This window comes from Chloroflexota bacterium (assembly GCA_016887485.1).
GTDB lineage: Bacteria > Chloroflexota > Anaerolineae > Anaerolineales > Anaerolineaceae > Brevifilum.
Genome location: CP069394.1, coordinates 1,614,021 through 1,638,999 on the forward strand (window position 1 = coordinate 1,614,021; position 24,979 = coordinate 1,638,999).

General features: G+C 51.9%; 24 protein-coding genes and 1 riboswitch. Of the genes, 10 read left to right on the top strand and 14 right to left on the bottom strand.

Translation table 11 applies throughout. From position 1 onward, the window contains the following. Positions 1-33 precede the first annotated feature (33 nt). From rplC to JR338_07380, 8 genes are all read right to left on the bottom strand, one after another. Positions 34-663, bottom strand: coding sequence for a 50S ribosomal protein L3 (gene rplC, locus JR338_07345; protein ID QRN82256.1), 630 nt, complete (start codon positions 661-663; stop codon positions 34-36). 303 nt (positions 664-966) lie between these two features. After that, positions 967-1,275, bottom strand: a complete 309-nt coding sequence (rpsJ, locus tag JR338_07350) for a 30S ribosomal protein S10 (GenBank protein QRN82257.1) — start codon at positions 1,273-1,275, stop codon at positions 967-969. Positions 1,276-1,291: 16 nt separating this feature from the next. Beyond that, positions 1,292-2,494 (bottom strand): elongation factor Tu, encoded by a 1,203-nt coding sequence (gene tuf / locus JR338_07355; GenBank protein QRN82258.1) that lies wholly within the window; start codon positions 2,492-2,494, stop codon positions 1,292-1,294. A 38-nt stretch (positions 2,495-2,532) separates the two neighbouring features. Further along, the gene (gene fusA / locus JR338_07360) at positions 2,533-4,608 is read right to left on the bottom strand and encodes an elongation factor G (GenBank protein QRN82259.1); all 2,076 of its coding nucleotides are present in this window, start codon (positions 4,606-4,608) and stop codon (positions 2,533-2,535) included. Positions 4,609-4,646: 38 nt separating this feature from the next. Further along, positions 4,647-5,117, bottom strand: coding sequence for a 30S ribosomal protein S7 (rpsG, locus tag JR338_07365; protein ID QRN82260.1), 471 nt, complete (start codon positions 5,115-5,117; stop codon positions 4,647-4,649). A 113-nt stretch (positions 5,118-5,230) separates the two neighbouring features. Then, positions 5,231-5,647, bottom strand: a complete 417-nt coding sequence (gene rpsL, locus JR338_07370) for a 30S ribosomal protein S12 (GenBank protein QRN82261.1) — start codon at positions 5,645-5,647, stop codon at positions 5,231-5,233. A gap of 196 nt (positions 5,648-5,843) precedes the next feature. Continuing rightward, positions 5,844-9,746, bottom strand: coding sequence for a DNA-directed RNA polymerase subunit beta (locus JR338_07375; GenBank protein QRN82262.1), 3,903 nt, complete (start codon positions 9,744-9,746; stop codon positions 5,844-5,846). Between the two features lie 611 nt (positions 9,747-10,357). After that, positions 10,358-11,041, bottom strand: coding sequence for a peroxiredoxin (locus JR338_07380; GenBank protein ID QRN84383.1), 684 nt, complete (start codon positions 11,039-11,041; stop codon positions 10,358-10,360). Between the two features lie 359 nt (positions 11,042-11,400). On the opposite strand from JR338_07380, the gene JR338_07385 reads away from it, so the two are divergent. From JR338_07385 to JR338_07410, 6 genes are all read left to right on the top strand, one after another. Then, on the top strand, positions 11,401-12,090 hold the full coding sequence (locus tag JR338_07385; GenBank protein ID QRN82263.1) for a rhomboid family intramembrane serine protease: 690 nt from the start codon (positions 11,401-11,403) through the stop codon (positions 12,088-12,090). Positions 12,091-12,158: 68 nt separating this feature from the next. Further along, a riboswitch (TPP riboswitch) is annotated at positions 12,159-12,269 on the top strand. Positions 12,270-12,304: 35 nt separating this feature from the next. Further along, a complete protein-coding gene (locus tag JR338_07390) occupies positions 12,305-12,967 on the top strand; it encodes a thiamine diphosphokinase (GenBank protein QRN82264.1) in 663 nt (220 codons plus the stop codon). Positions 12,968-12,984: 17 nt separating this feature from the next. Next, entirely contained in the window at positions 12,985-14,043 is a 1,059-nt protein-coding gene (locus tag JR338_07395; protein QRN82265.1) for a thiamine ABC transporter substrate-binding protein, read from the top strand. After that, positions 14,040-15,761 carry an iron ABC transporter permease gene (locus tag JR338_07400; protein ID QRN82266.1) on the top strand — a complete coding sequence of 574 codons (1,722 nt, stop codon included), beginning with the start codon at positions 14,040-14,042 and terminating at the stop codon, positions 15,759-15,761. Before JR338_07395 ends, JR338_07400 begins: the two co-directional genes overlap by 4 nt. Further along, positions 15,761-16,819 carry an ABC transporter ATP-binding protein gene (locus JR338_07405; GenBank protein QRN82267.1) on the top strand — a complete coding sequence of 353 codons (1,059 nt, stop codon included), beginning with the start codon at positions 15,761-15,763 and terminating at the stop codon, positions 16,817-16,819. Before JR338_07400 ends, JR338_07405 begins: the two co-directional genes overlap by 1 nt. Further along, positions 16,816-17,295: a DUF402 domain-containing protein gene (locus JR338_07410; GenBank protein QRN82268.1), complete on the top strand. Its 480-nt coding sequence runs from the start codon at positions 16,816-16,818 to the stop codon at positions 17,293-17,295. The genes JR338_07405 and JR338_07410 overlap by 4 nt, the downstream gene beginning before the upstream one ends. Before the next feature lie 65 nt (positions 17,296-17,360). Here JR338_07410 and JR338_07415 read toward each other — a convergent pair whose 3' ends face one another. The 5 genes from JR338_07415 to JR338_07435 all read right to left on the bottom strand — a co-directional run bounded on the left by JR338_07415 (position 17,361) and on the right by JR338_07435 (position 20,717). After that, a complete protein-coding gene (locus JR338_07415; GenBank protein ID QRN82269.1) occupies positions 17,361-17,582 on the bottom strand; it encodes a hypothetical protein in 222 nt (73 codons plus the stop codon). A gap of 36 nt (positions 17,583-17,618) precedes the next feature. After that, a complete protein-coding gene (locus JR338_07420) occupies positions 17,619-17,942 on the bottom strand; it encodes a DUF4190 domain-containing protein (protein ID QRN82270.1) in 324 nt (107 codons plus the stop codon). Positions 17,943-18,008: 66 nt separating this feature from the next. Then, positions 18,009-18,569: a DUF4126 domain-containing protein gene (locus tag JR338_07425; GenBank protein ID QRN82271.1), complete on the bottom strand. Its 561-nt coding sequence runs from the start codon at positions 18,567-18,569 to the stop codon at positions 18,009-18,011. Positions 18,570-18,642: 73 nt separating this feature from the next. Then, positions 18,643-19,452, bottom strand: a complete 810-nt coding sequence (locus JR338_07430) for a DUF2085 domain-containing protein (protein ID QRN82272.1) — start codon at positions 19,450-19,452, stop codon at positions 18,643-18,645. Positions 19,453-19,565: 113 nt separating this feature from the next. After that, positions 19,566-20,717, bottom strand: a complete 1,152-nt coding sequence (locus tag JR338_07435; GenBank protein QRN82273.1) for an aldo/keto reductase — start codon at positions 20,715-20,717, stop codon at positions 19,566-19,568. Between the two features lie 132 nt (positions 20,718-20,849). Here JR338_07435 and JR338_07440 point away from each other — a divergent pair, with 132 nt between their 5' ends. From JR338_07440 to JR338_07455, 4 genes are all read left to right on the top strand, one after another. Beyond that, positions 20,850-21,434, top strand: coding sequence for an isochorismatase family protein (locus JR338_07440; GenBank protein ID QRN82274.1), 585 nt, complete (start codon positions 20,850-20,852; stop codon positions 21,432-21,434). 304 nt (positions 21,435-21,738) lie between these two features. Next, entirely contained in the window at positions 21,739-23,130 is a 1,392-nt protein-coding gene (locus JR338_07445; GenBank protein QRN82275.1) for a deoxyribodipyrimidine photo-lyase, read from the top strand. 15 nt (positions 23,131-23,145) lie between these two features. Then, complete coding sequence (locus JR338_07450; protein QRN82276.1) at positions 23,146-24,129, top strand: aromatic ring-hydroxylating dioxygenase subunit alpha; 984 nt, start codon at positions 23,146-23,148, stop codon at positions 24,127-24,129. Positions 24,130-24,236: 107 nt separating this feature from the next. Beyond that, positions 24,237-24,404: a hypothetical protein gene (locus JR338_07455; protein QRN82277.1), complete on the top strand. Its 168-nt coding sequence runs from the start codon at positions 24,237-24,239 to the stop codon at positions 24,402-24,404. Between the two features lie 138 nt (positions 24,405-24,542). On the opposite strand, the gene JR338_07460 is transcribed toward JR338_07455, so the two are convergent. After that, a complete protein-coding gene (locus JR338_07460; GenBank protein QRN82278.1) occupies positions 24,543-24,953 on the bottom strand; it encodes a hypothetical protein in 411 nt (136 codons plus the stop codon). Positions 24,954-24,979 lie beyond the last annotated feature (26 nt).

The following is a 24,979-nucleotide window of genomic DNA, read 5'->3' on the forward strand; positions in this document are numbered from 1 at the left end:
ACTCCCATTAGTGGCTATCGCCCAACCGGGCGTCTATTGTTTCCGGGCAGCCTTGATCACTACCACGCCGCCTTTAGGGCCGGGCACGGAGCCATCAACTGCAATAAGATTGCGTTCCGGGTCAACTATAACGACACGCATATTCGTGGATGTTACGCGATCGTTCCCCATCCGTCCAGGGCCGCGCTTCCCCTTAAACACACGACCTGGGGTCGTGCCTGCTGCCAGGGAACCAGGCGAACGTTGACGGTCAGATTGACCGTGCGTCTTGGGGCCGCCATTGAAATTGTGGCGCTTCATTACACCGGCAAATCCGCGACCTTTGCTGATTCCAACGACATCAACCCGTTCACCCGCTTCGAAGACATCAGCTTTAAGCATATCGCCTTCGGAAACGTCCGGTTTACTTAATCTAAATTCACGTAAAACTTTTAATGGTGGCAATTCATTCCGCACGAGGTGCCCCATCTGACCCCCGGTCAAGCGCTTGGGTTTAACCTCTGCGAACCCGAGCTGGACAGCGGAATAACCATCATTCTCAACTGTCTTCACTTGGGTGACATAGCAAGGCCCAGCTTCGATAAGCGTAACGGGGATCGAAATCCCGTCATCATCGAAAATCTGGGTCATACCAACTTTTCGTCCAATAAGCCCTTTTAACATAATATGTATTCTCCTGTAACATTCGATTTCGTCAAGACTGTCAGCCTGGGCACGGCTGCATCATCTCCGAACGTAGCACAGTCAACCTCCCTGGCGCGGCCTCTCTTTGGACCTACGCACAGACAAGCTCTTATGCCACCTTAAAAGGTCGGCTTTTAAGCCGAAACTTGATGATTCTACCATCATATGGCAAGTTTGCCAAGACTCAATTTTGATTGATTCCTGGCAGAAGGAGGTCATCCAAGGGATAGAGGTTTTCTCTCCCGGGATCGACCAGCCATCTGCCAGCAACCAGGTCAGATGCTAAATCTTGATTTCGATATCAACGCCAGCAGGCAGATTCAGACGCATGAGCATATCAATGGTCTTTGAGTCGGGGTCCATCACATCAATCAAACGATTGTGTGTCCGCATCTCAAAATGCTCCTGCGAGTCCTTATCAATGAACGGTGAACGTGTGACTGTGAAACGTTCGATTTTGGTCGGTAACGGGACCGGTCCAACAACCTGAGCACCACTGCGTTCAGCCGTTTCCACAATCCGCTTGGCGGATTGGTCGATCACTCGGTGATCATAAGCCTTCAGACGAATTCGAATCTTTTGTTTAGCCATAATTTCTTCCTAATTATTATTCAATGATCTTGGAGATCACACCGGCACCCACGGTCAGGCCACCCTCACGGATAGCGAACTGGGAACCGTTCTCCAACGCCACAGGCACGATCAATTCAACTTCCATGTTCACACGGTCGCCAGGCAGCACCATCTCGGTACCTTCGGGCAGGGTCACCGTGCCGGTAACATCCATTGTCCGGATGAAGAACTGCGGACGATAGCCAGTGAAGAATGCACTGTGCCGCCCACCCTCTTCTCGGGTCAGGATGTAGACTTCACCTTCAAACTTCGTGTGGGGGGTAATGCTGCCAGGTTTGGCAATAACCATACCACGTTCCACATCTTCACGACCGATACCACGAAGCAACAAACCAACGTTATCACCCGCCATACCTTCGTCCAGAAGTTTGTGGAACATTTCCACACCGGTCACGACCGAGCTCATGCTCTTTTCCTGCAGACCGACGATCTCAACTGGGTCACTGGTGTGAACAATACCGCGTTCAATACGGCCGGTCACCACAGTACCACGGCCCTTGATCGAGAAGACGTCTTCCACGGGCATCATGAACGGTTTGTCAACGTCACGTTCCGGCAGCGGAATGTAGTTATCAACGGCATCCATCAGTTCGTTGATGCAGGCATATTCGGGAGCGTTCGGATCGGTGGATTCGCATTCCAGAGCCTGGAGTGCACTACCCTGGATGATCGGAATGTCGTCTCCAGGGAAACCGTAGCTGCTCAGCATTTCACGGAGTTCCATTTCAACCAGTTCCAACAGCTCAGGATCGTCCATCATGTCAACCTTGTTCAGGAAGACTACGATGCTGGGAACCTCAACCTGGTGGGCCAATAGAACGTGCTCACGGGTCTGGGGCATCGCTCCATCAGGAGCTGCCACCACCAGAATTGCGCCATCAACCTGCGCCGCACCAGTGATCATGTTCTTGATGTAGTCACGGTGACCCGGCATATCCACGTGGGCGTAATGCCGTTTATCAGACTCATATTCAACGTGTGAAATGTTAATCGTGATACCGCGATCTTTTTCTTCCGGCGCATTGTCGATTGTGTCAAAGGCCCGATAATCTGCGTAGCCCTTCAGTCCCTGTACTTTTGTGATCGCCGCTGTCAACGTGGTTTTACCATGGTCAATGTGCCCCATCGTGCCTACGTTCATATGCGGTTTTGATCGATCAAATTTTTCCTTGGCCATCTTAAAAATAACTCCTCAACTAGATAAGATAACGATTTCTACATACCTTGGATCTTCTTCATTACGGCCTCTGAAACTGGCGCGTAATGGTCAAATTCCATTGTGAATACACCACGGCCTTTAGTAGCTGAGCGTAATTCTGTTGCATAACCGAACATTTGGGCCAGCGGGACTTCCGCGTCAATCACCTGAGCATTACCAGGGCGCACATCCATCCCCAACACATTACCGTGGCGGGCGTTTATTTGTCCGATTACCTCACCCATATGCTCTTCGGGGACCACAACTTCAACCTTCATGATCGGTTCAAGTAAGACAGGTCTACCCTTCGGCACACCTTCGCGGATGGCGAAGATTGCAGCTGTGCGGAATGCCATATCACTGGAGTCAACTTCATGCGAAGAGCCATCAATCAAGGTGACTTTCATGTCTGTCATGGGATAGCCGGAGACCACACCACTTTCGACAGCTTCACGAACACCTTTTTCAACGGATGGGATATATTCTCTCGGAATAGCGCCGCCTTTAATTTCTTCTGCGAATTCAAAGCCCGAACCGCTTTCCAAAGGCTCAATCCGAAGGACAACATGACCATATTGACCATGGCCGCCGGTTTGTTTAACAAATTTATATTCTGCTTCAGGAACGGCTTTAGTAATAGTCTCATGGTAAGCAACCCGAGGGTTACCTACATTAGCCTGAACCTTGAATTCCCGGAGCATCCGGTCCACAAGGATATCCAGATGAAGCTCGCCCATACCTGAAATTATGGTCTGACCTGTTTCATCATCCACGCGGACTTTAAAGGTCGGATCCTCCTCAGCCAACTTCTGCAGAGCTTCACTCATCTTATCCTGGTCAGCCAGTGTTTTGGGCTCAATCGCCACAGAGATCACTGGATCAGGGAAGCTGATCGTTTCAAGAACGATCGGATTGTTCATGTCACTGAGTGTGTCACCGGTATAGCTTTGTTTGAGGCCCAGAATCGCGCCAATTTCACCAGCATGCAGTTCATCCACATCTTCGCGGTGGTCAGCATACATACGTAACAACCGGCCAACCCGTTCACGTTTTTCCTGCGTGGAATTAAGATAGGTGGAACCTTTCTTAACCACACCAGAATAGATCCGAATATAGGCCAAGCGACCAACATAAGGATCCGTGACGATCTTGAAGACCAAGGCTGACATAGGTTCATCATCCCGGGAAGCGCGGGTCACCTCTTCATCCGTTTTGGTATGGTGGCCGATAACATCGGGCATATCCAACGGTGAAGGCAAATAATCCACCACAGCATCCAGCAAAGGCTGAACGCCCTTATTCTTTAATGAAGAACCGGCAAATACTGGAGCGACCTCGTTTTTCAGAACGCCATGGCGAAGGGCAGCTTTCATTTCCTCAATGGTCAGCTCCTCACCCTCAAGATACTTGAGAGTCAGGTCATCATCGAGTTCGGCAATCCGCTCAACCATTTCAGCCCGCTTCTCCTTGACGAGATCGCGCATATTTTCCGGAACTTCTGTATATTCCGGTGTACTGCCCAATTCATCTTCAAAAAGAATCGCCTGCTCAGTGAGCAAATCAACGACACCAACAAAGTTGTCTTCAGCGCCAATCGGCACCTGCATGGCAATGGGATGAGCACCCAACCGCTCTTCAATCGACTTGATTGTGCGATCAAAGGAAGCCCCAACCCGATCCATTTTGTTAGCAAAACAGATCCGGGGCACCTGGTATCGGTCAGCCTGGCGCCAAACCGTCTCGCTCTGAGGCTCCACACCCTGAACACCATCAAAAACCACAACACCGCCGTCCAATACGCGCAAAGAGCGCTGGACTTCGGCGGTGAAGTCAATGTGCCCGGGGGTGTCAATCAGGTTAATCTGGTAATCTTTCCAAAATGCAGTTACCGCAGCTGAAACAATCGTGATACCACGTTCACGTTCCTGCTCCATCCAGTCGGTGACAGTTGTGCCGTCATCAACCGAACCAATGCGATAGGTTCGGCCGGTATAGAACAATATCCGTTCTGTGGTTGTCGTCTTACCGGCATCAATATGCGCAATAATACCAATATTGCGATATCGTTCCAGCGGGTACTCTTTCTCAGCCATCAATAATCATCCGATCCGATCAAAGGAAAATCCAAATCCTAAAGACGGAAATGGGAGAAAGCGCGGTTGGCTTCGGCCATACGGTGAGTTTCCTCACGGCGGCGATAGGCGGCGCCCTGGTTGGAGGCGGCGTCCATCAATTCACCCGCTAATTTCTCCGCGTAGGATTTCCCTGATCGCTCACGGGAAGCTGCAATGATCCAGCGCATCGCCAAATATTTACGGCGGCTGGGTTCAACTTCCATAGGCACCTGGTAGGTCGCACCACCGACACGGCGGGGGCGAACTTCCATCATGGGAGAAACGCTTTTGATCGCGGCGTCGAATGTCTCGAGTGGATCTTTGCCAGTACGCTCTCCAATCAGGTCAAGGGCATCATACATCAGCCGGGTGGCTGTGCTTTTCTTGCCATTGAGCATGATCCGATTGATCATCTCCTGAATTTCGATTCTCCCGAAACGAGCGTCAGGGAAGATTTCTCGTTTTTCTGGTGTATATCTTCGCGCCATTCCTACTCCTTACAAAACATAAAAAATTAAAATAGGGCAAAGCATTTAAACAAATCCTCTATGAGACCGATTGAAATGCTTCGCCCTAAAAATTCTAACTCTGACTCTGGCAATTACTTGGGCTTCTTAGCCCCGTATTTTGAGCGACCGTGGGAACGATCCTCAACACCAGTCGAGTCTAATGTACCTCGGACGATGTGGTAGCGAACACCAGGCAGGTCCTTGACACGGCCGCCGCGCACGAGCACAACAGAGTGCTCCTGGAGCTGATGGCCTTCACCAGGGATGTAGGCGGTCACTTCCATGTGATTCGTCAGACGTACACGGGCGATTTTCCGCAGAGCGGAATTCGGTTTCTTGGGGGTCATGGTACGCACGACCGTGCAAACACCACGCTTCTGCGGTGCGCCTTTCGGCTGGCGAATGCGTTTCTGCTTCTGTGAGTTATAGGTATATTGCAGTGCAGGCGCCTTGCTTTTATTCCGTTTGGAATCTCGGCCTTTGCGTATCAATTGGTTGATCGTGGGCACATTTGCCTCCAAGTCTAACTAATGACTTCTTCCAATAAGGGAGGCCATCATCATCTTGCAAGTCGATGGCCTCGCTGCTATCCAATTTTGCCTCCAAATGCTGACCGGCATTATAGGGCCAGAATGAAGGTAACGAGGGATGATTCTACCATGTGTGAGGGGGGGCGTCAAGGAGATTCAGCCGCCCGAGTCCCTCTTAGATATCACTCCCAATACTAATCAAACCGGTAGGTGTGTTAGGCAATCGGGCCTTATCCTCGTCCTTACCAAATTTGATCACTTCACCACTTTCGAGTACAGCTTCCACTGCCAGCCCGAGGCTCTGCATTTCCTTGACCAGAACCTTGAAGGCTGCCGGGATGCCAGGATCTTCAATCGGCTCACCCTTGACGATCGATTCATAGGTCGCCACACGGCCGGTCACATCATCGGATTTCACAGTGAGCATTTCCTGGAGCATGTAAGCGGCGCCATAAGCCTCCAGCGCCCACACTTCCATCTCACCGAAACGCTGGCCGCCGAATTGAGCTTTACCGCCCAGAGGCTGCTGAGTCACGAGGCTGTAAGGGCCAGTAGAACGAGCATGGACTTTGTCTTCGACAAGGTGGTGCAGTTTCATCACAACCATCAAACCAATGGTCACCGGGTGATCATAATAATCACCGGATTTGCCATCGCGGAGCTTCTGCTTACCGAGGGTCGGCATCGGGCGATTGACCTTCACCATCACCTCACGAGCCTTTTCCCGCAGTTCTTCCCCGCTGAGGCTCTTCTTGACCTTCTCGCCGTGGCGTTCCATCCAGAGATGGAGACAGGCTTCGATGGCCCGTGTATCCTGGTCAAAACGACCGGCAACAGGGATCTCATCAGTTTCAAAGGCCAAGATCGAATCAGGGTCATAACCTTGATCCCGCAACCATTCCTTTAATACAACCCTACGGGCATAGGTCTGGCTTGAGGCCAGTTCGTATACATCATAGCCGCGATCGCCCAGCCACTCTTCCAAATAGAGCAAGCGGACTTCGTCTTGGTCACGGATCATCTCAGGATCGTAGGTCTGCTCATCCAGCCATTCCCAGGCTTTCTCAGCAGCAATATCCCAGGCATAGTCAATCATCCAGGCCCGGGCCAGCTCAGCTTCAATTTCATACTCGGTTGCACCATCGAAAACAGGTGTCACAGCCCGAAAGCCGAGACGTTCTGCGGCCCAACCCAAGTGGGTTTCCAGAACCTGACCGATGTTCATACGCCCAGGCACACCCAACGGGTTCAGGATCACGTCAACAGGACGGCCATTATCCAGGAAGGGCATATCTTCGACCGGAACTACCAGGGAAACAACACCTTTGTTTCCGTGGCGGCCAGCCATCTTATCACCAGCCGTGATCTTCCGGTGTTGTGCCACTGAGACTCGCACCATCATATCCACACCAGCTTTAAGGTCGGAATTATCCTCACGGGTGAAGACTTTCACGTCCACCACAATCCCATGTTCACCATGCGGCATGCGCAGGGAGGTGTCTTTCACATCACGGGATTTCTCCCCAAAGATCGCCCGGAGTAACCGCTCTTCAGGGGTTAGTTCTTTTTCACCTTTAGGCGTGATCTTGCCGACCAGAATATCGTTCGGGCCGACTTCAGCGCCGATCCGGATGATGCCATGTTCGTCAAGGTTGCGAATCGCATCCTCACCGACATTGGGGATATCACGAGTGATCTCTTCAGGACCCAGTTTGGTGTCCCGGGCTTCGACTTCGTGCTTCTCAATATGCACAGAAGTGAACCGATCTTCCTCAACAAGGACTTCCGAGATCAGGATGGCGTCTTCAAAGTTTCCGCCTTCCCAGGGCAAGAATGCAACCAGCACGTTTTGGCCGAGGGCAAGTTTCCCATCCACCGAGGAGGAAGAGTCGCCGACAATCTGGCCTTTTTGGATCCGCTGCCCCTTGATCACAGCAGGGCGTTGGTCAATACATGTTGACTGGTTGGAACGGCGGTATTTCCGCAGGTTATAGGTATGGATATTACCGCCCTTTTCACGGACCTGAACCATCCGGCCCGTCACGGACACAACTTCACCATCGTCATCAGCCACAACGAGCTGACCGGAGTCGAGAGCGGAGAATTCTTCCATACCGGTTGAAACAATCGGGACCTCAGGCCGCACCAATGGAACTGCCTGAGCCTGCATGTTCGAGCCCATCAACGCACGGTTGGCGTCGTCATGCTCGAGGAAGGGGATCAACGCGGCGCTGACGCCTACGATCTGTTGCGGCGCCACATCCATATAATCAATCTGTTCCGGGTTCCCCAACAAAAAGCCGGAGTGCAAACGACATGAAACACGGCGGGTGAATTCTTTGTGCTCGTTCAGAGATGCATTCGCCTGAGCGATAACAAATTTATCTTCCTTATCAGCAGAGAGATATTCATAAACTTCAGAGACGAAGGGGGTTATCAGGATGAAATCAACGTCCAATTTCGCCAGTTTCTTCGCCAGGTCTTTGTCAATACGCTCACCCTTGACGCCAATCACCTTGTCAGTCTTGGGGTCTTTCACATCTTCCCGAAGCTCGTGACCTTCCAGGTCATCCTTCGGTTTGAGCTGTTTGACCACTTTGCGATAAGGTGTCTCAATGAAGCCATATTCATTGACGGTGGCGTAGGTCGCCATACGGCCGATCAGACCAATGTTTGGACCTTCAGGGGTCTCAATCGGGCAGATCCGGCCATAGTGGGTGTGATGCACGTCACGCACATCAAAGCCAGCGCGTTCACGCCGCAGACCGCCAGGGCCTAAAGCAGAGAGGGTCCGTTTGTGACGCAACTCGGAGAGCGGGTTGGTTTCTTCCATGAATTGGGACAACTGACTGGAACCGAAGAACTCTCGCAGGGACGCCACAACTGGGCGAATGTTCACGAGGCTGGTCGGTGAAACCTGGTCCTGATCACGGATGGACATACGCTCACGGATGACACGTTCCATCCGGCGCAAGCCCACGCGGAGTTTATTCTGGATCAATTCACCAACGGTCTTCACTCGGCGGTTGCCGAGATGGTCGATATCATCCTCACGAACCACACCGTTGTTGATCTGGATCATCCGGCGCACAATGTGCAGGATATCCGATTTGGTGATCGTCCGGTGGCTGATCGGGATTTCCTGATCCAGTTTCTGGTTCAGTTTATAGCGCCCGACCCGTTCGAGGTCATAGCGTCGTTGATCAAAGAGTTGCTCTTCCAGGAATTCCTTAGCATTCTCCAGGGTTGGCGGGTCGCCAGGGCGTAAGCGCTTGAAGAATTCAATCAGCGCGGCCTGGGCCACTGTCCGGTTTCCATCCAATTCCCAGGCAGGTTCCTGGTTAATGGAAGAAGGAATGAACAGCCGGTCGGGATTGGTATCGACATCCTTGAAGAGTTCGATCAATTCTTCATCGTTACCGGTCTTGATCGGGGAAAAGTCACCCATGCCATCATCCACGGCTGCCAGAGCGCGCAGGAAAACGGTCACAGGGGTAGTGCGTTTGCGGTTGAATTTAATGATCACATAATCGTTCTTACGGGTCTCAAACTCCATCCAGGCCCCGCGATCTGGGATCATTTTGGCGGTGGAAAGGAACCGACCGGTAGTGCGGTCCACTTCACGCTCAAAATAAACACCGGGAGAGCGGATCAACTGGGAAACAACCACACGCTCGGTACCATTAATAATGAAGGTACCCTTGGGAGTCATCTCCGGAAAATCACCCAGGAAGAGATCGGACTTAATCGGCTCTTGGATGTCCTTACCCTTCAACAGCACGCTGACATACAGCGGCGAAGCATAGGTCAGGTCACGTTCGAGACATTCCTCAATGGTATTCTTGGGGTCTTCGAACCAATACTTCAGGTCCCATTCCTTCGAGATCTCATCGTCGCTGGGGAAATAAAGCTGCATTCCCTTGTTGTACGATTCGATTGGAGAAATCTCACCGAATAATTGTGTAAAACCTTCTCGCTTAAGCCGCAAGAAGGAATCCATCTGAACTTGAATCAATTTGGGGAGTTCCAGACCAACTGGAATTCGTCGGTACGATTTGGTGGGCAATAATTCTGCCATTAGCACTCCTGGTAAGCTAAGATTGCCGGGATTTAATCTATAATCGATAATCCATTTAAATAAATAAGCAGGCGCAAAGCGCAAGTTGTCATTATAACAAATTGAGGGGGAAGAGTCAAGCTATCTATCCGTTTTTATCACCCGCCCATCCATCATAGCACAATTTGACCAAAAATTTCAACTGGCTCTCAATAAAACCCAAAAATAGACGGACATCAACTCTATTAAATCGGTAAGTAGTCAATTTAACAAATAATTGGAGTCCCTGAAAAAAAACCGCCAGGCCTGTCTCATCCATAGAGAAAGCAAGATCAACGAGAAACCAAAAATCGGTGCGGTTACGCTAATTACCCAGAGCAGGCTTAATCCGGCAAAACAACTTTACGGGCACAGCGTATTATACAGGTTCACAAGTTTTAAGCAAACTATCCTATCAAAGTATCTTAGTCACGTCCATAAAAGTTCTATTATTATTTTTACCTTTTTTTTCGCAGCCCATCATATCCCGCCTTTTTTCTCGGTTTCAAGATGACATATATCCACTCCGCCCTTAAAACCAAAGGCTGCTCAACTTGTGAGCAGCCTGTTTGGCAATTCTTATTTCGTAAGGCTTATTTCTTCAACAGCGCTTTTTCAATTTCAACCTTGTCCAATGGTTTCAGGCAGAAGAACCAATCGTAGCATTTAAACTTGCTCGTATCTTCCATCCGTTCCTTGGCAGCACCGCAGGTGCCGGCAGGAGAAATGATCACGTCCTCACCAGGTACCCAATCTGCGGGGGTGGCAACTTTGAATTCATCGGCGGTCTGCATAGCGATCACGGCCCGATAGATTTCATCAAAATTGCGGCCGAGGCTCAGCGGGTAATAAATGATGGCCCGGATGATGCCCTTGGGATCGATAAAGAACACAGCACGAACAGCCTGAGTGCCGCTCTCATTGGGCTGGATCATCCCGTATTTGTGGGCAACATTCATCGAGATATCCTCGATCAACGGGAAGTTGACTTCAACATCCTTCATGCCATGATATTCAATCTTTTCCTTGATCGTGCGGAGCCAGGCGATGTGGCTGTGAAGGCCGTCAACTGAGAGACCAACCAACTTGGTGTTGGCTTTGGCGAATTTCTCTTCCAGGGAAGCGAAGGTCATAAATTCGGAGGTACAAACGGGGGTGAAGTCAGCGGGATGGCTGAAGAGGATCACCCAGCTGCCTTTATAATCTGAGGGGAAGTTGATCTCACCCTGCGTGGTGACAGCTTTGAATTCAGGGGCTTTATCGCCAATGCGGGGCATCGGAATGACTGTTGATGATTCTTGAATTTCCATACTTTTCTCCATTTCGCCTATTTAGTATTTGGTTTTTGGTTTTTATGTCTTTGGTCCGGACATTCTCTTTTGAAAATGTCGTTTTCTTTTAAACATATCCTGCTCGTGTTTTATTTATAATTATTATTTATTTGTATTCATTATAATTTTATCAATGCCAAATGTCAAGCCATTTCGGGGATTTAACCTTAAAAAATCGTTATTACGTCGGAAATGACATCACGCAATGGCCATTCTCGTCTTTAAATGTCTAAGGTAAAATCAGCCTATCAAACTAATCAACGCTTTTCATTCATAACTCTCAAATATCAAGGAGCAAAATCACCATGATTCCAATCCGCGATCAAATCAGGACCCGCCGCGTACCTGTTGTCAACTACCTGCTGATCACCATCAATATCATCATCTTCGTATTTGAATGGCTCGCAGGGGCAACGACGGAAAACACCGCCCTGCTCTCCCAGCTCGCCTTCACCCCAGCCACCTTCCTGGCCGCACCGGGCAACCCGGGCAATCTCGCTTCCATCTTCACCTCCATGTTCATGCACGCAGGCTGGCTGCACCTGGCCGGGAATATGCTGTACCTATGGATCTTTGGTGATAATGTCGAGGATCGCCTGGGCCACGTCCCCTACTTGCTCTTCTACCTGGCCGGCGGCGTTATCGCAGCCCTTACTCACGCTTTCATAAATCCCACTTCTCTCCTGCCCACCGTCGGGGCCAGCGGCGCGATTGCCGCCGTCCTCGGGGCATACCTGGTCTTCTATCCCCACAGCCGGGTCCAGACATTCATCCCAATCGGCTTCTTTATGACTCTCAGAGCGCTCCCGGCCTCTATCCTGTTGGCGTTTTGGTTCATTTTGCAGCTATTCAACGGAGTCCTATCATTGGGTATGACGCAAGATGTGGGTGGTACGGCCTTCTGGGCCCACATCGGCGGCTTCGTAATTGGTGTGATCGTCGCGCTAACCGTTGGGAAAGGTCGGAAAAACGACCAATATGAACCACAATGGTAATGTGAGCACTCTTGAAAATTGACATCCTGCCAAAAGGTATGGTAGGATACTTGTAAATTGAAACATGCAACAGTTGAACGGGGAGCCTGATTTTTCAGGCTGAGAGGAGGACATTCGGTCCTCGACCCGCAAGACCTGATCCGGATAATGCCGGCGGAGGGATAAGACTTGTTAACTAATCAACACCCTCCCCGTCAAGAGAGGGTGTTTTTCTATGCTCAAAGACAATCAAAGGGTCATTCTCTTTGTCAATGGCGACCTGCCAGAGCCGGAGAAGCTGCATACCCGTTTATTGCCCACGGATATCCTGATCGCGGTGGATGGCGGTCTGCGCCACATTGTCTCCCTGGGTCTCACCCCCGACCTGATCCTCGGCGACCTGGATTCCGCTATTCCGGAAGATGTCCAGAAATTTGAAGCGCAGGGCGTCCCGGTCCGGCGCTACCCCATCGCCAAAGATGAAACCGATCTTGAACTCGGTATCCTGGCCGCCCTGGAACATCATCCTCAGACCATCTGGATCGTCGCAGCCATTGGCGGCCGGCTGGACCAGACCCTCGGCAATATCCTCCTGCTGACCCAAGCATCTCTGACGGATATCGATGTCCGGCTGATGGATGGCTCGCAGGAGGTCTTCCTGATCCGAGATCACGCCGTCATCACCGGGCAGCCCGGCCAAACCGTCTCCCTGCTTCCCCTAATGGGGCCGGTACCAGGTGTCTTAACAGATAAAATGGCCTACCCCCTCAACCACGAAACTCTCTATCCCGACCGAACCCGCGGCATCAGCAACCTGATGACCACCACAACAGCTTCTGTCACAATCGATAGCGGTATATTGCTTTGCATCCATACTTTCAACACAACCAATCAATAGAAAGGTTCCAAAAAATAATGAAGAAATCACTTCTTATCCTAATCGTCATCGCCGGCATCCTGGCCGCCTGCACCGGGCAATCCCCTGATGCCACCGCGACAGAAACCCGCACCCTGACCGTGATGACCCACGACTCCTTCGCCATCAGTGAAGATGTTATCGCCCAATTTGAGGCCGAGAACAATGTCAAAGTTGAATTCGTCCGCAGCGGCGACACTGGCGCAGCCCTCAACAAAGCCATCCTCTCCAAGGACAATCCCCTGGCAGATGTCTTCTATGGGGTTGATAACACCTTCCTGACCCGTGCGCTGGAAGGCGGGATCTTTGAATCCTACCAATCCCCGCTCCTCGCCCAGGTGCCTGAGGAATTCCAGCTTGATTCGAGTTTCTCTGCCCTGTCAATTGATTATGGTGATGTCTGCATCAACTATGACAAAGCCTATTTCGAAGATAACAGCTTGACCGTCCCAACCACCCTGGAAGAATTGGTTCAACCGGAATACGCCGGTCTGCTGGCCGTCGAAAATCCTTCCACATCTTCCCCCGGGCTGGCCTTCCTGATGGCAACCATCGCTGAATTTGGTGAAGACGGCTATCTGGCTTACTGGCAGCAGCTGGTCGATAACGGCCTGGTGGTCGTCAACGACTGGGAGACTGCTTACTATACAAATTTCAGCGGCTCCTCCGGACGGGGTCCTCAGCCAATGGTTGTTTCCTATGGCTCCAGCCCCGCTGCCGAGGTCGTCTACGCCGAATCCCCGATTGAAGAAGCCCCCACAGCCTCCATCGTGGGCCCCAATACGTGCTTCCGCCAAATCGAATTCGCCGGCATCCTCAAAGGTACCCAGAACCGTGACCTGGCTGAGAAGTTCATTGACTTCATGCTCAGCCCCACCTTCCAGGAGGATATCCCCCTGCAGATGTTCGTTTTCCCGGTCAGCACTGAAGCGGAATTACCCGTTGCTTTTCAGGATAACGTGGATATCCCCACCCAGCCCGCAACCTTGGCCCCGGATTTGATTGATGCCAACCGGGAAGCCTGGATCAACGCCTGGACGGAGACGGTTCTGCAGTGACCTTGCACTCAGCCCGCATTCGCGGACTCTTCAAACGACCCACCTGGCGGGCAGCGCTTTTCTGGCTGCTGCCCGCCGCCTTCCTGGGCGTCTTCTTCTATCAGCCGCTGCTGGCAATCTTCAACCTGTTGATATCGCCGGAATGGGGCTTTGACCTCTCCGCTCTGAATTGGAGTCAGGTTTGGGAGCCGCTGCGGTTCACCTTCTTTCAAGCGACCCTCTCCACCCTGCTAACCCTGCTGGTTGGTCTGCCCAGTGCCTGGTTATTCGCACAATTTACCTTCCCGGGCAAGAAGACCCTCAAGCTGCTCTCCACCCTGCCTTTCATCCTGCCAACTGTTGTGGTGGCTGCCGGGTTCAACGCCTTGCTGGGACCCCGAGGTTGGTTAAACCTGGGGATGATGACACTATTCAACCTCGATTCGCCCCCCATTCAATTTCTCAACACCTTTGGGGCAATCCTGACCGCCCATGTTTTCTACAACACAACAATCATCATTCGAGTGGTCAGCAACGCCTGGTCCCGCCAGAACGTCCGCTTCCAGCAGGCTGCCCGTGTGCTGGGCGCCGGCCCCTGGCGAACTTTTCGCGAAGTCACCCTGCCCCTCCTGCGGCCGGCGATCCTCTCCGCCACTCTGCTGGTATTCCTCTTCAATTTCACCAGCTTTGGCGTGATTCTGATGCTGGGCGGTCCCCAGTTTGCCACCCTGGAAGTGGATATCTACATCCAGGCCATGCACCTGCTGAACCTGCCCCTGGCTGCCATCCTTTCCATCCTGCAGTTGATCTGTACCCTGATCATCACCATTGGTCACAACCGGATCAACCGCAAAGATGTGCTTTCATCCTCCACCCGCGCCCAAACTATGCCCATCCGCAAGCCCAAACGCGGCTTTGAGACTTTTGTCGTGGTAGTGCTGGTCATCACCCTCTTCACCCTCCTGGTCTCACCTCTGGCAGCCCTGGCGTTACGGTCAGTGGTGAAGCTTGATGCCAATCGCGGTGAGCGCGGCGAGATTCAGCAGGGATTCACTCTGCAGTATTACACTGCCCTTTGGGAAAATCCCCGCGGCTCGCTCTTTTATGTCCCACCGATCGAAGCTGCCCGCAATTCCCTGATGTTTGCGCTGATCACCATTGCAATTGCGGTTTTCCTGGGGACTTTGGTGGCCTACGGACAAAATCAACCCAGCCGCCTGAACGCGATCCTTGACCCACTGTTGATGCTGCCTCTTGGCGCTTCGGCCATCACCCTCGGCTTGGGCTTCATCATCGTATTCAACAAACCACCCTTCAGCACGCTGACCTTCCCCATCCTGCTGCCCATCGCCCACAGCCTGATCGCACTGCCCTTCGTGGTACGCACATTAGGCCCAGCGCTGCAGAGCATCCCCGCTTCTCTCCGGAATGCCGCCCGTGTATTGGGCGCAAAGCCGTTCCGAGTCTGGTGGGAAGTGGACCTGCCCCTGATGGCGCCGTCCATTCTGGTCAGCATGATCTTTGCCCTGACCATCTCACTGGGCGAGTTTGGTGCGACCTCTTTCCTCACAAGGCCGCAATTCCCCACCCTCCCCATAGCGATCTACCGCTACATCTCCCAGCCCGGCGCGCTCAATTACGGCCAGGCGCTGGCGATGTCCACCCTCCTGATGCTGGTCTGTGCAGCCGGCATCTTCCTGATCGAACGGCTCCGCCTGCCGGATAAGGAAATTTTCTAATGCTCTCCATCCACGAAATCGAAAAGACATTCGAAGGCCAACCCCTGCTAAAAAAGGTCTCCTTCACCGTTCAGAACGATGAAACCGTCTGCCTGCTGGGCTCATCCGGCAGCGGCAAATCCACCCTGCTGCGAATTATCGCCGGGCTGGAACAAGCCGAGGCCGGCCAGGTGACCTGGAATGGTGAAGACCTTACCAACGTCCCCGTTCACCAGCGCGAATTTGGCCTGATGTTTCAGGATTATGCCCTTTTTCCCCATCGTAACGTGAGCGAAAACATCGCTTTTGGTCTGCGGATGCAGGGATTGGCGAAAGAAGAAATCCAAAAGAAGGTGGATGCCGCTTTGGAGACCATCCATATGACCAACTTTGCCCAGCGCAAGGTGACGGAGCTCTCCGGCGGCGAACAACAGCGTGTCGCCCTGGCCCGGGCATTGGCGCCTGAACCGCGCCTGCTGATGCTGGATGAACCCCTTGGTGCCCTGGACCGAACCCTGCGGGAGCAGCTCAGCCGTGAACTGCGCCGAATCCTGCGTGAGACCAAAATCCCCGCAATCTACGTCACCCATGACCAGGAGGAAGCCTTTGCCATTGCCGACCGCCTGCTCCTCTTGCATGACGGTGTGATCCTGCAGGATGGCAAACCTCATGAGATCTATCACCAGCCGAAAAATGTCTGGGTGGCAAGGTTCTTCGGCCTAGGCAACTTGGTGCCGGGTCAGGTGGTCAACCGGGCTCCACTCACCATCCAAACCCCGCTGGGTCAGTTCCAGGCAAACAAATCAGGCTCATCCAGGCCACATAATAAGACCACGCTCCTTTTCCGCCCCGGCCAGGCTCAAATCAGTGATAATAATGAAGGAACCAACCAGGTCACTGGCAAAGTGACCGATCAGGTCTTCCAGGGCGAAAGATATCTGGTAACCTTGAAAATCAATGAGACCGAACCCAATTTCCAGGTCCTGCTGCAGGAACCCCATGCCATTGGAGAGACTTTAACGGTTTCCTATAAACCCGAAGACCTGCTCTGCCTGGAAAATGGAAAGGAAAAGGAATGAACAACGCAGCCAAAATTCTGGATATCATCAAACTTAACACCTTCCACGAAGAAACCTGGCGCTATGATGGTCGTGTCCTTGATCAAACTGAACACAGCGTCCTGATCGAAGCCCGTTTCAACCGCGACGACTTCTTCTTTCATGAGATCCTACTACGCGAGAACGACCGCTTTGTGGAACGCTATTATGCCGACCGCTGGTATAACATCTTCGCCATCCACGATAAGGACGATGACCGAATCAAAGGCTGGTATTGCAATGTGACCTACCCAGCCGAGATCACAGCCGACCGGGTCACCTATGTGGACCTGGCTCTGGATTTGTTGGCCTATCCCGATGGCCGTTACCTCATTCTGGATGAAGACGAGTTCGCTGACCTTGAACTCGATCAGGAAACCAGCGAGAAAGCCCGTCAGGCGCTTGATCAACTGATCCAACTCGCCAAAAATGGCGGCTTGGCCAGAGTGACAACCTGATATATCCAAAAAGAGACGCCTACGGCGTCTCTTTTCTTTTATCGTATTTGGAAAGGTCTGTTAAATTAGACCAGGCTCAGCAAGGTGGAGATTTGATTAAACAGATAGTAATCAATTTCTCCGGAGATAGCGAAGACCACAACAGCAATAACCACGATCACACAACCACAGAGGATCAGGACTGCCAGGACTGCCAGCAGGATCCAAAGCCAGGTTTTGCTCTTCTTTTCAACGGGTTCCGGTTCCATTGGTTCGGGTGGATTGGGCATTTTAATCTCTTCAGACATAATTTCTCCTTAGAATGAAAATTGCAGAATTAATTTTTAGTAGCTAAAGTCCATATTTCCAAAAGGAATTAGGCAAGCAGGCACCGTTAAAACACCTAAGAAAGCCAATACAGCAAGGCAGATGCCAATCAGGCCGAAACCGACATTGATCCACCCAAGGATCACACCCCATTTAGCCATTCCCAGGCCACCAATCGTGCCGCCGCTATTGAGAATTTCTTTCTTAGCCATCCCACCGGTAATAATCGCGACGATGGCACCCAAGACTGGCAGGATGAAATAGCTGGCGATCCCGCCGATAAGGCTGATCACAGCCAGCGAGGACGTCGTTTGATACTGATTTCCAGATTGATAAGACATGATCTCACTCCTTTTCTATAATAAATTTTATAACAACAACCTTCCAAAGGTCAAATAAAAATCACCTCAGGGCAGGTCGCGTTCATCCACAGTATTACGCGTGGTCCACCATATGATCAGGATCCCCAATAGCACGACGAACACCGCTACCAAAATTGGTAACAGAACGGAGACCACTGACACCACAGTCGAGACCACATCCTCCAGCACGCTCACCGGCACGTTCGCCGTGCCGCCGGTCGTGGCTGTCACAGCGGGTCGAACCGCTAAAGCTTTGACTGCATGGACGCCGCCGGCGATCAAGAGCCCTGCCGCCATTGACAGGACCGGATGGATTTCAGTTACCACGTTTGCACTGGCAGCAAACAGGATCGCACCGGCAGCCGGGCGGATGAAAGATTGAATAATATCGTTCACATGATTCACAGCCGGCACCTTATCGGCGAAGAACTCCACCAATGAAAGCACCACCAGCAAACCAATAATCCACCAGGATTCCAGCGCAGACCATGGATCAGAAAGCGTGATCAAGTCTGTGAAGCGGGCCAGCAATGAAACCGTGAGCAGGGGAATATACGCATTCAATCCAGCGCTGGCTGAGAGGCCAAAAGCAGCTAAGATATCCATTTAAATATTAATCCTTTCGAACACATTCTTCTCTTAATATTATACGGCTAACCCACCTCAAAGTTGCAACGTATTATAGGGAAAATCCCGCCCAGGTCCCCGTCCAGATAAACCGCAACAGGTCAATGATCCCAATTTGAAGCAGCGCCACGATATATCCCCCGACCATTGGCACCCAGTAATCACGAAGCCGGGCATATTGATTTTCATGATTGGTGATCATCACCCACACCATGCTATAGATCATCGTCAGCAGCACTACCACCCCCAATGACCCGATCAAGGCTAATGGGTATAGTATCCAGGGGATTTCCAACAAAATCAGGATATCCAAAACCGCTGCAGCCCCAAGTACCCCCATGAGCAGTTTCCAATTATCAAACACGGATACATCATCCCAGGTCCGATAGACTGTTTGCACAAAGGCCGGCCGTAAAACTGCCGAGATCGCCAGCCCCATCCCCGTGCCAGTTACCAGGCGGGTCCAGTTCTGGGTGGTGTAAACGGCATGCCCGCCAGGCAGCATCATCAAGAAAGAATTGCTCCCATCCAAAACCCAGGCGATTGCCATCAGGCCAAACAACACCAGCACGATCGGCTTGGGCATCTTTCCCTTGCGGCCGAATGCAGACTGATAGATCAGCCCCAGCATCGCGCCCAGGAAGGTTCCCGAGCAGCGCGCGCATAGTGGAAAGGTATAGCCAAAGAAGTGGAAGGAACGGTGGTCAATCTGGTGACAGACCGCATAGCCAACGGCCTGCGCCTTACCCAATAGCCCACTCGGTGTCAGAAAAAGCCAAACGGCGGTCAACAGGAAAGCCAGACCCAACAGGATCCAGCGCCAGGGAAAAGTTTTATCGGTTTTCTTTGGTGTCTCGTTCATCCGTTCATTATAGAGGGTTCACCCTACCCATGCAAGGAAAACCCACCCTCAGGAGGGAACCAAACGACCCCGGTATATGCCGGGGTCGAAGTGTTCACTTTGAACATGAGGATTTATTTTTCGTTTACTTGCAAGACCTCATGCGCCTTGGCCAGCCAATCAATGATCTCAATGCTCTGCGGGCAGACCGCTTCACATTCTCCACACTCGATGCAGTTATCCGCTCGAGCCTCAGCTGAGAACTGGTTCATATATATCCAGCGGGAGTCGCTGAATTCATCGTACATAATCGCTTCATTATAAATCGCGAAGATCTTGGGAATCGAAACGCCATTCGGACATGGCAGACAGTATTCACACTGTGTGCAGGGGATCGGCGCCAGGGACTCATAGGCCTCTTTCGCTTTCGCAATCAGTGCAAGATCCTGTGCTGTAAGCTGGTCAATGCCGGAATGCGAGGCCGTCTCCAAATTTTCTTCCACTTGCTGCATAGTGCTCATGCCGCTCAGAACGGTGGAGACTTCAGACTGATTCCAGACCCACTGCAGCGCCCAGGCTGCCGGAGACCAATCATATTCGCTCTTAGCCCAGACCTCTTCCACCTTAGGCGGGGCGGGATTCTTCGCCAACCGTCCTCCCCGCAGGGGTTCCATCACAACTACGGCCAGGCCCTTATCCGCAGCCAGTTTCAATCCCTTGGTTCCAGCTTGATAATTTGTATCCATATAGTTGTATTGGATCTGCGCCAGCGTCCAGTTATCGTAACCATTCACGATCTCTTCAAAGACCGGATAATCATCATGGAAGGAGAAACAAAGATGATCGAACAGCCCCTCCGCCATTTTCTTCTCAGCCCAGCTGAACACATCCAGCTTTTTATAAGTCGCCCACCAGCGGGCGTTGAGCGCATGCAGCAAATAGAAATCAATATGATCCACATCCAGCCGCCTCAGTTGCTCTTCCAACAGCCGGTCGAAATCTGCTGCCTCTTTCACGAGCCAGGAGGGCATCTTGGTCGCCAATTTGACCTTATCCCGATAACCATCCTTGAGGACTTTGCCCACAAAGGGCTCACTCTGCTCTTGGTGGTAGGGATAGGCTGTATCCACATAATTAACCCCGGAATCAATCGCATGGCGGATCATTTCCATCGCCAGTGGTTCATTGATCTTTCCGCTGTCATCATCCAGAACCGGAAGCCGCATCGCGCCAAAACCCAAGGCAGAAACTTTCCAGTCCAGGGATCCAAATTTCCGATATTTCATTATGCTAATCCTCCTCACAATATGGTCCAACGTTATCATTATATCAGGCATGGATTTAGAGTTGAGTTCAATCCTCAGTAAGATCAAATCTCATCAGTTTGCCGTGAATTTTCCTTACCAGTAAGTTGTATAATGGCACTAAATGAGTCAGCGGAGGAAATGATGGCGACCATACGTGAAGGTAATAGAACCGCCCTATTGATCGTGGATATGCAGGTCCATGTCATCGACTCAGCCTGGAAAGAAGGTACTGTCATTGAAAACACCCGGCTCGCTCTCAAAAAGGCTCGGGAAAGGGGCATTCCTGTCATCTGGATCCAGCATGTCAATCAAAAACTGGTCCCTGGCAGCTCTGGCTGGCAGATTATCCCGCCGCTTGAACCACTCCCCAATGAAATCCAAATTGAAAAACATTTCAACTCAGCTTTTGAAGAAACCGACCTTGAGAACACCCTGGCCCGGCTCAACATCACCCATATCGTCCTGGCAGGCGTGCTGACAAACTGGTGCATCCAATCCACAGCCTACGCTGCCCTGGACAAGGGCTACGACCTGACCCTGATTGAAGATGCGCACACGACCGACGACTTTGAGTTGGATAACGGCGAAACGATCAAGGCTACTCAGATCATCCAGGCCTTCAATATCACGATCGGTGGTCTGCGTTATCCCGGCAGGACCAACCGCGTCATCAGTGTTGACGAACTGGCATTCTGAGGCCCTTTTCGCCCCACAACGCCTTTTTATTGACAAGCGACTGGGCCTATGTGATACTTAATTCATAACAATGCAGCCTCATCTGCTTCAGATGCGATCCCACGAAATGAGGAGGTGGTGTACATGATAGACAGTAGTAGTTACTTGACAACGGCTGTGGCACCCCTCCTCGATGATCTTCGATAAGGGTGCTACAGCCAAAAGTGAAGCCGTCCGCTAGCCGGGCGGCTTTCCTTTTAACCCTGAACAAATCCAAGCGCAGCAGACAAGGCTGTTATAAAATAGAAGGGAAAGGAGTGTGAAGATGGTCAACATCTGGTGGATTCGGAGAGACCTTCGCCTGCAGGATAACCCGGCGCTTGCCGCCGCAATGGAAGGCGCACAGACCCTCATTCCCCTCTTCATTCTCGAACCGGAGATGCTCTCAAAGGCCGCCACCAAACGGCGCGCTTTTCTCCTGAGCGCTCTGGCGGACCTGAACGCGCAGCTACGCGCCCTGGGCAGCCGCCTGATCCTCCGGCAGGGTCCAGCAGTAGATGCACTCCCAGCCCTGATCACTGACCTTGACGAGGCACGAGTTTTCGCCCAGGAAGATTTCAGCCCCCTGGCCCGAGAGCGGGATGACGCCATCGCCCGTCAACTGGACCTGACCCTCACGTCCGGTGAGGTTCTGCAGCATCCCAGCGCCGTCCTCAAGTCTGATGGCACACCCTATGTAGTCTTCACTCCCTATAAGCGCAAATGGCTGGAACACCCCCTACCCACGCCGATGGACTGCTTGCCCTCGCCCAAATCCTTACCACCGCTGCCAGCTAACTTGAAATCCGAAACCCTCCCAAACGTTAAGCCGGTTCCTGACTTTCCAGCGTCCAGCGCAGCCGCCCATCAACGTTTGGATAATTTTCTCGCCAATGGCCTGCACCACTACCAGAGCCAACGTGACCGGATGGACCTCAACGGCACCTCCCGCCTGTCCCCCTATCTCCGTTTTGGGCTAATCTCCGCCCGTGAGTGTTTCGCCGGGGCACAGCTTGCGCTCCTGCAGGGCGGAAACGACTCCACCCGACAGGAAATTCAAACCTGGATCAACGAACTGATCTGGCGGGAATTCTATACCAGTATTCTCTACCACTTCCCCAAAGTGATGCGCGGCGCATTCAGAGAACCCTACAACAACATCCACTGGCGGCAATCCCCCGCTGACCTTCGAGCCTGGCAGCAAGGCCAGACCGGTTACCCCGTGGTTGATGCCGCCATGCGCCAGCTGCTGGCGACCGGCTGGATGCATAACCGCGGGCGGATGATCGTGGCCTCCTTCCTCACCAAAGACCTGCTGATCAACTGGCAGGAAGGCGAAGCCTGGTTCATGGCGCAATTAGTAGACGGCGACCCGGCAGCCAATAACGGCGGCTGGCAGTGGTCCGCCGGCACCGGCACCGACGCCGCGCCCTATTTCCGAGTGTTCAATCCCGTTCTGCAAGGCCAAAAATTTGACCCTGACGCGGAATATATCGCCCAATGGGTGCCTGAACTGGCCGCGCTCCCGCCCAAATTCCGGCACGAACCCTGGAAGCTCTCCGCGGCTCAATGCCGGGAGTATGGCTTCCAACCCGACCAAACTTATCCGGAGCGAATCGTGGACCATGCTTTTGCACGTGACAGGGCTTTGGCGGCATATAAAGAAACACTGAAATAAAAATTAGGAGATGCGATGATAAAAAATCAATGGTATCCGATCCTTGAATCCAGAGAAATTTCAAAGAGCAAACCGATAGGCGTGACTCGGATGGGTGAAAAATTGGTTTTCTGGCGGGATCAGGACGGCAATCCTAATTGCCTCCAAGATAAATGTCTGCATCGCGGGGCGGCCTTAAGCGCGGGGAAAATCCTCCATGATCATATTCAATGTCCATTTCATGGATTTGAATACGATGAAACCGGTAAATGCCAATATATCCCTGCCAGGGGAAAAAACAACCCAATCCCAGCCGAGTTCAAGATTGCTGGTTATCCGCTTAGAGAAGCGCACGATTTTATTTGGCTTTGGTGGGGAAAGCCGCAAGAAAATTACCCGGATCTGCCCTGGTTTTCAGATTTAGATGAAAATTTCAGTTATGGGAGGGATTTTGACCTCTGGCCTGTCCATTATTCTCGAGCAATTGAGAACCAATTGGATGTCTTTCACTTGCCCTTTGTTCATTACAACACCATTGGAAGAGGAAATAGGATCGTATCCGATGGCCCCGTAACTGTGCTCGAGCATGAAACCCTAAAGGTTTGGGTCACAAATCGTGCGGAAAATGGTCAACCTGCAAAATTCCAGCGCGATCTACCCAAACAGCCAGAACCTGCCCTCCTCTATTTTAGATTCCCCAATATCTGGATGAACCGCTTAAGTGATGACTTCAGAATTTTTATTGCATTTGTGCCGGTTGACGATACCCACACAAAATTCTATCTCCGCTACTATCAAAGTTTCATCAAGGTCCCCATTATCAAGAATTTAGTCAATCTAGCAACAGCCCTGGGGTCAAGAGTGATTTTGAAACAGGATAAAACAGTGGTCATCACCCAGCAGCCTCCCCGGTCAGATTATGGCATGCCTGAAAGGTTAATCCATGCCGACCGACCCATCATTGAATATCGCCGCCACCGGGAGGAATTGAAGGCAAACGCACCAAACGCGAATCCATAACAAAAATAAAGCAATGATTCCCCAATTATCTGCAACTTTTCTTTCCATTCGCCGTATATTGTAGTGAAAGAAAAAAATAACGAATTTTTATAGTAATTGGAGGTCTTATGCATGCCATACTTGGTTTAATTAAAGGGATTTTCGGGCTGGTATTCGGCCTGATCGGCGGCGTTTTGGGTTTAGTTTTCGCCATTCTGGCAGTGGTGTTTACGGTGCTCATCGTCGTGGGTCTTGTCCTTGCTTTGCCCGTCCTCCTGCTGGTGGCCATTTTCTAATAAGTGCGGCCCGACACTCCTGCGTGGCTGCGCTCGCTCCTAGAATCCTCTCAACCACCAGCTCATGATGATCAGAGACGCTGAAGCTCCGGTTTCAGCGTCTCGTTTTAATTCCAATTATTACGGAGTACGAATAATCTAGTAAACTACCTGGGGCGCGGCGCCGGAATCATGCAATAGCACCAAGGGACCGGAGTGTCTTGCCACGCGGCTGGCGATCAACAGGATCACCTCATCCCAACCCCCATCAAAGCAGTACTTCTGCGGCAGCTCCAGGTCACCCGTGAATGCGGTAAACCGCAGGCTGGCCCAGCTCACGTCCTTCCGGCTGGTGATTGAGGCCTGCCAGGTGGTCGCCGTGATCTTGTATACTATCCGCAGACCTGAAATGCCCTCCAAAATGGCCTGCATCTCCAGCGGCGCGGTATCCTTACCCGGCGGAAGGTCATCCGGGAGGGAAACGCCTGTGGACAGCAGCCAATCCCGCGTGGCGGGATCCTGCAGGGCTTCTGCCAGGGTAATCACGGTGTAGAGTGGTGCGTTGGACATGCGGGTGATTATACCTGCGAGCCAGC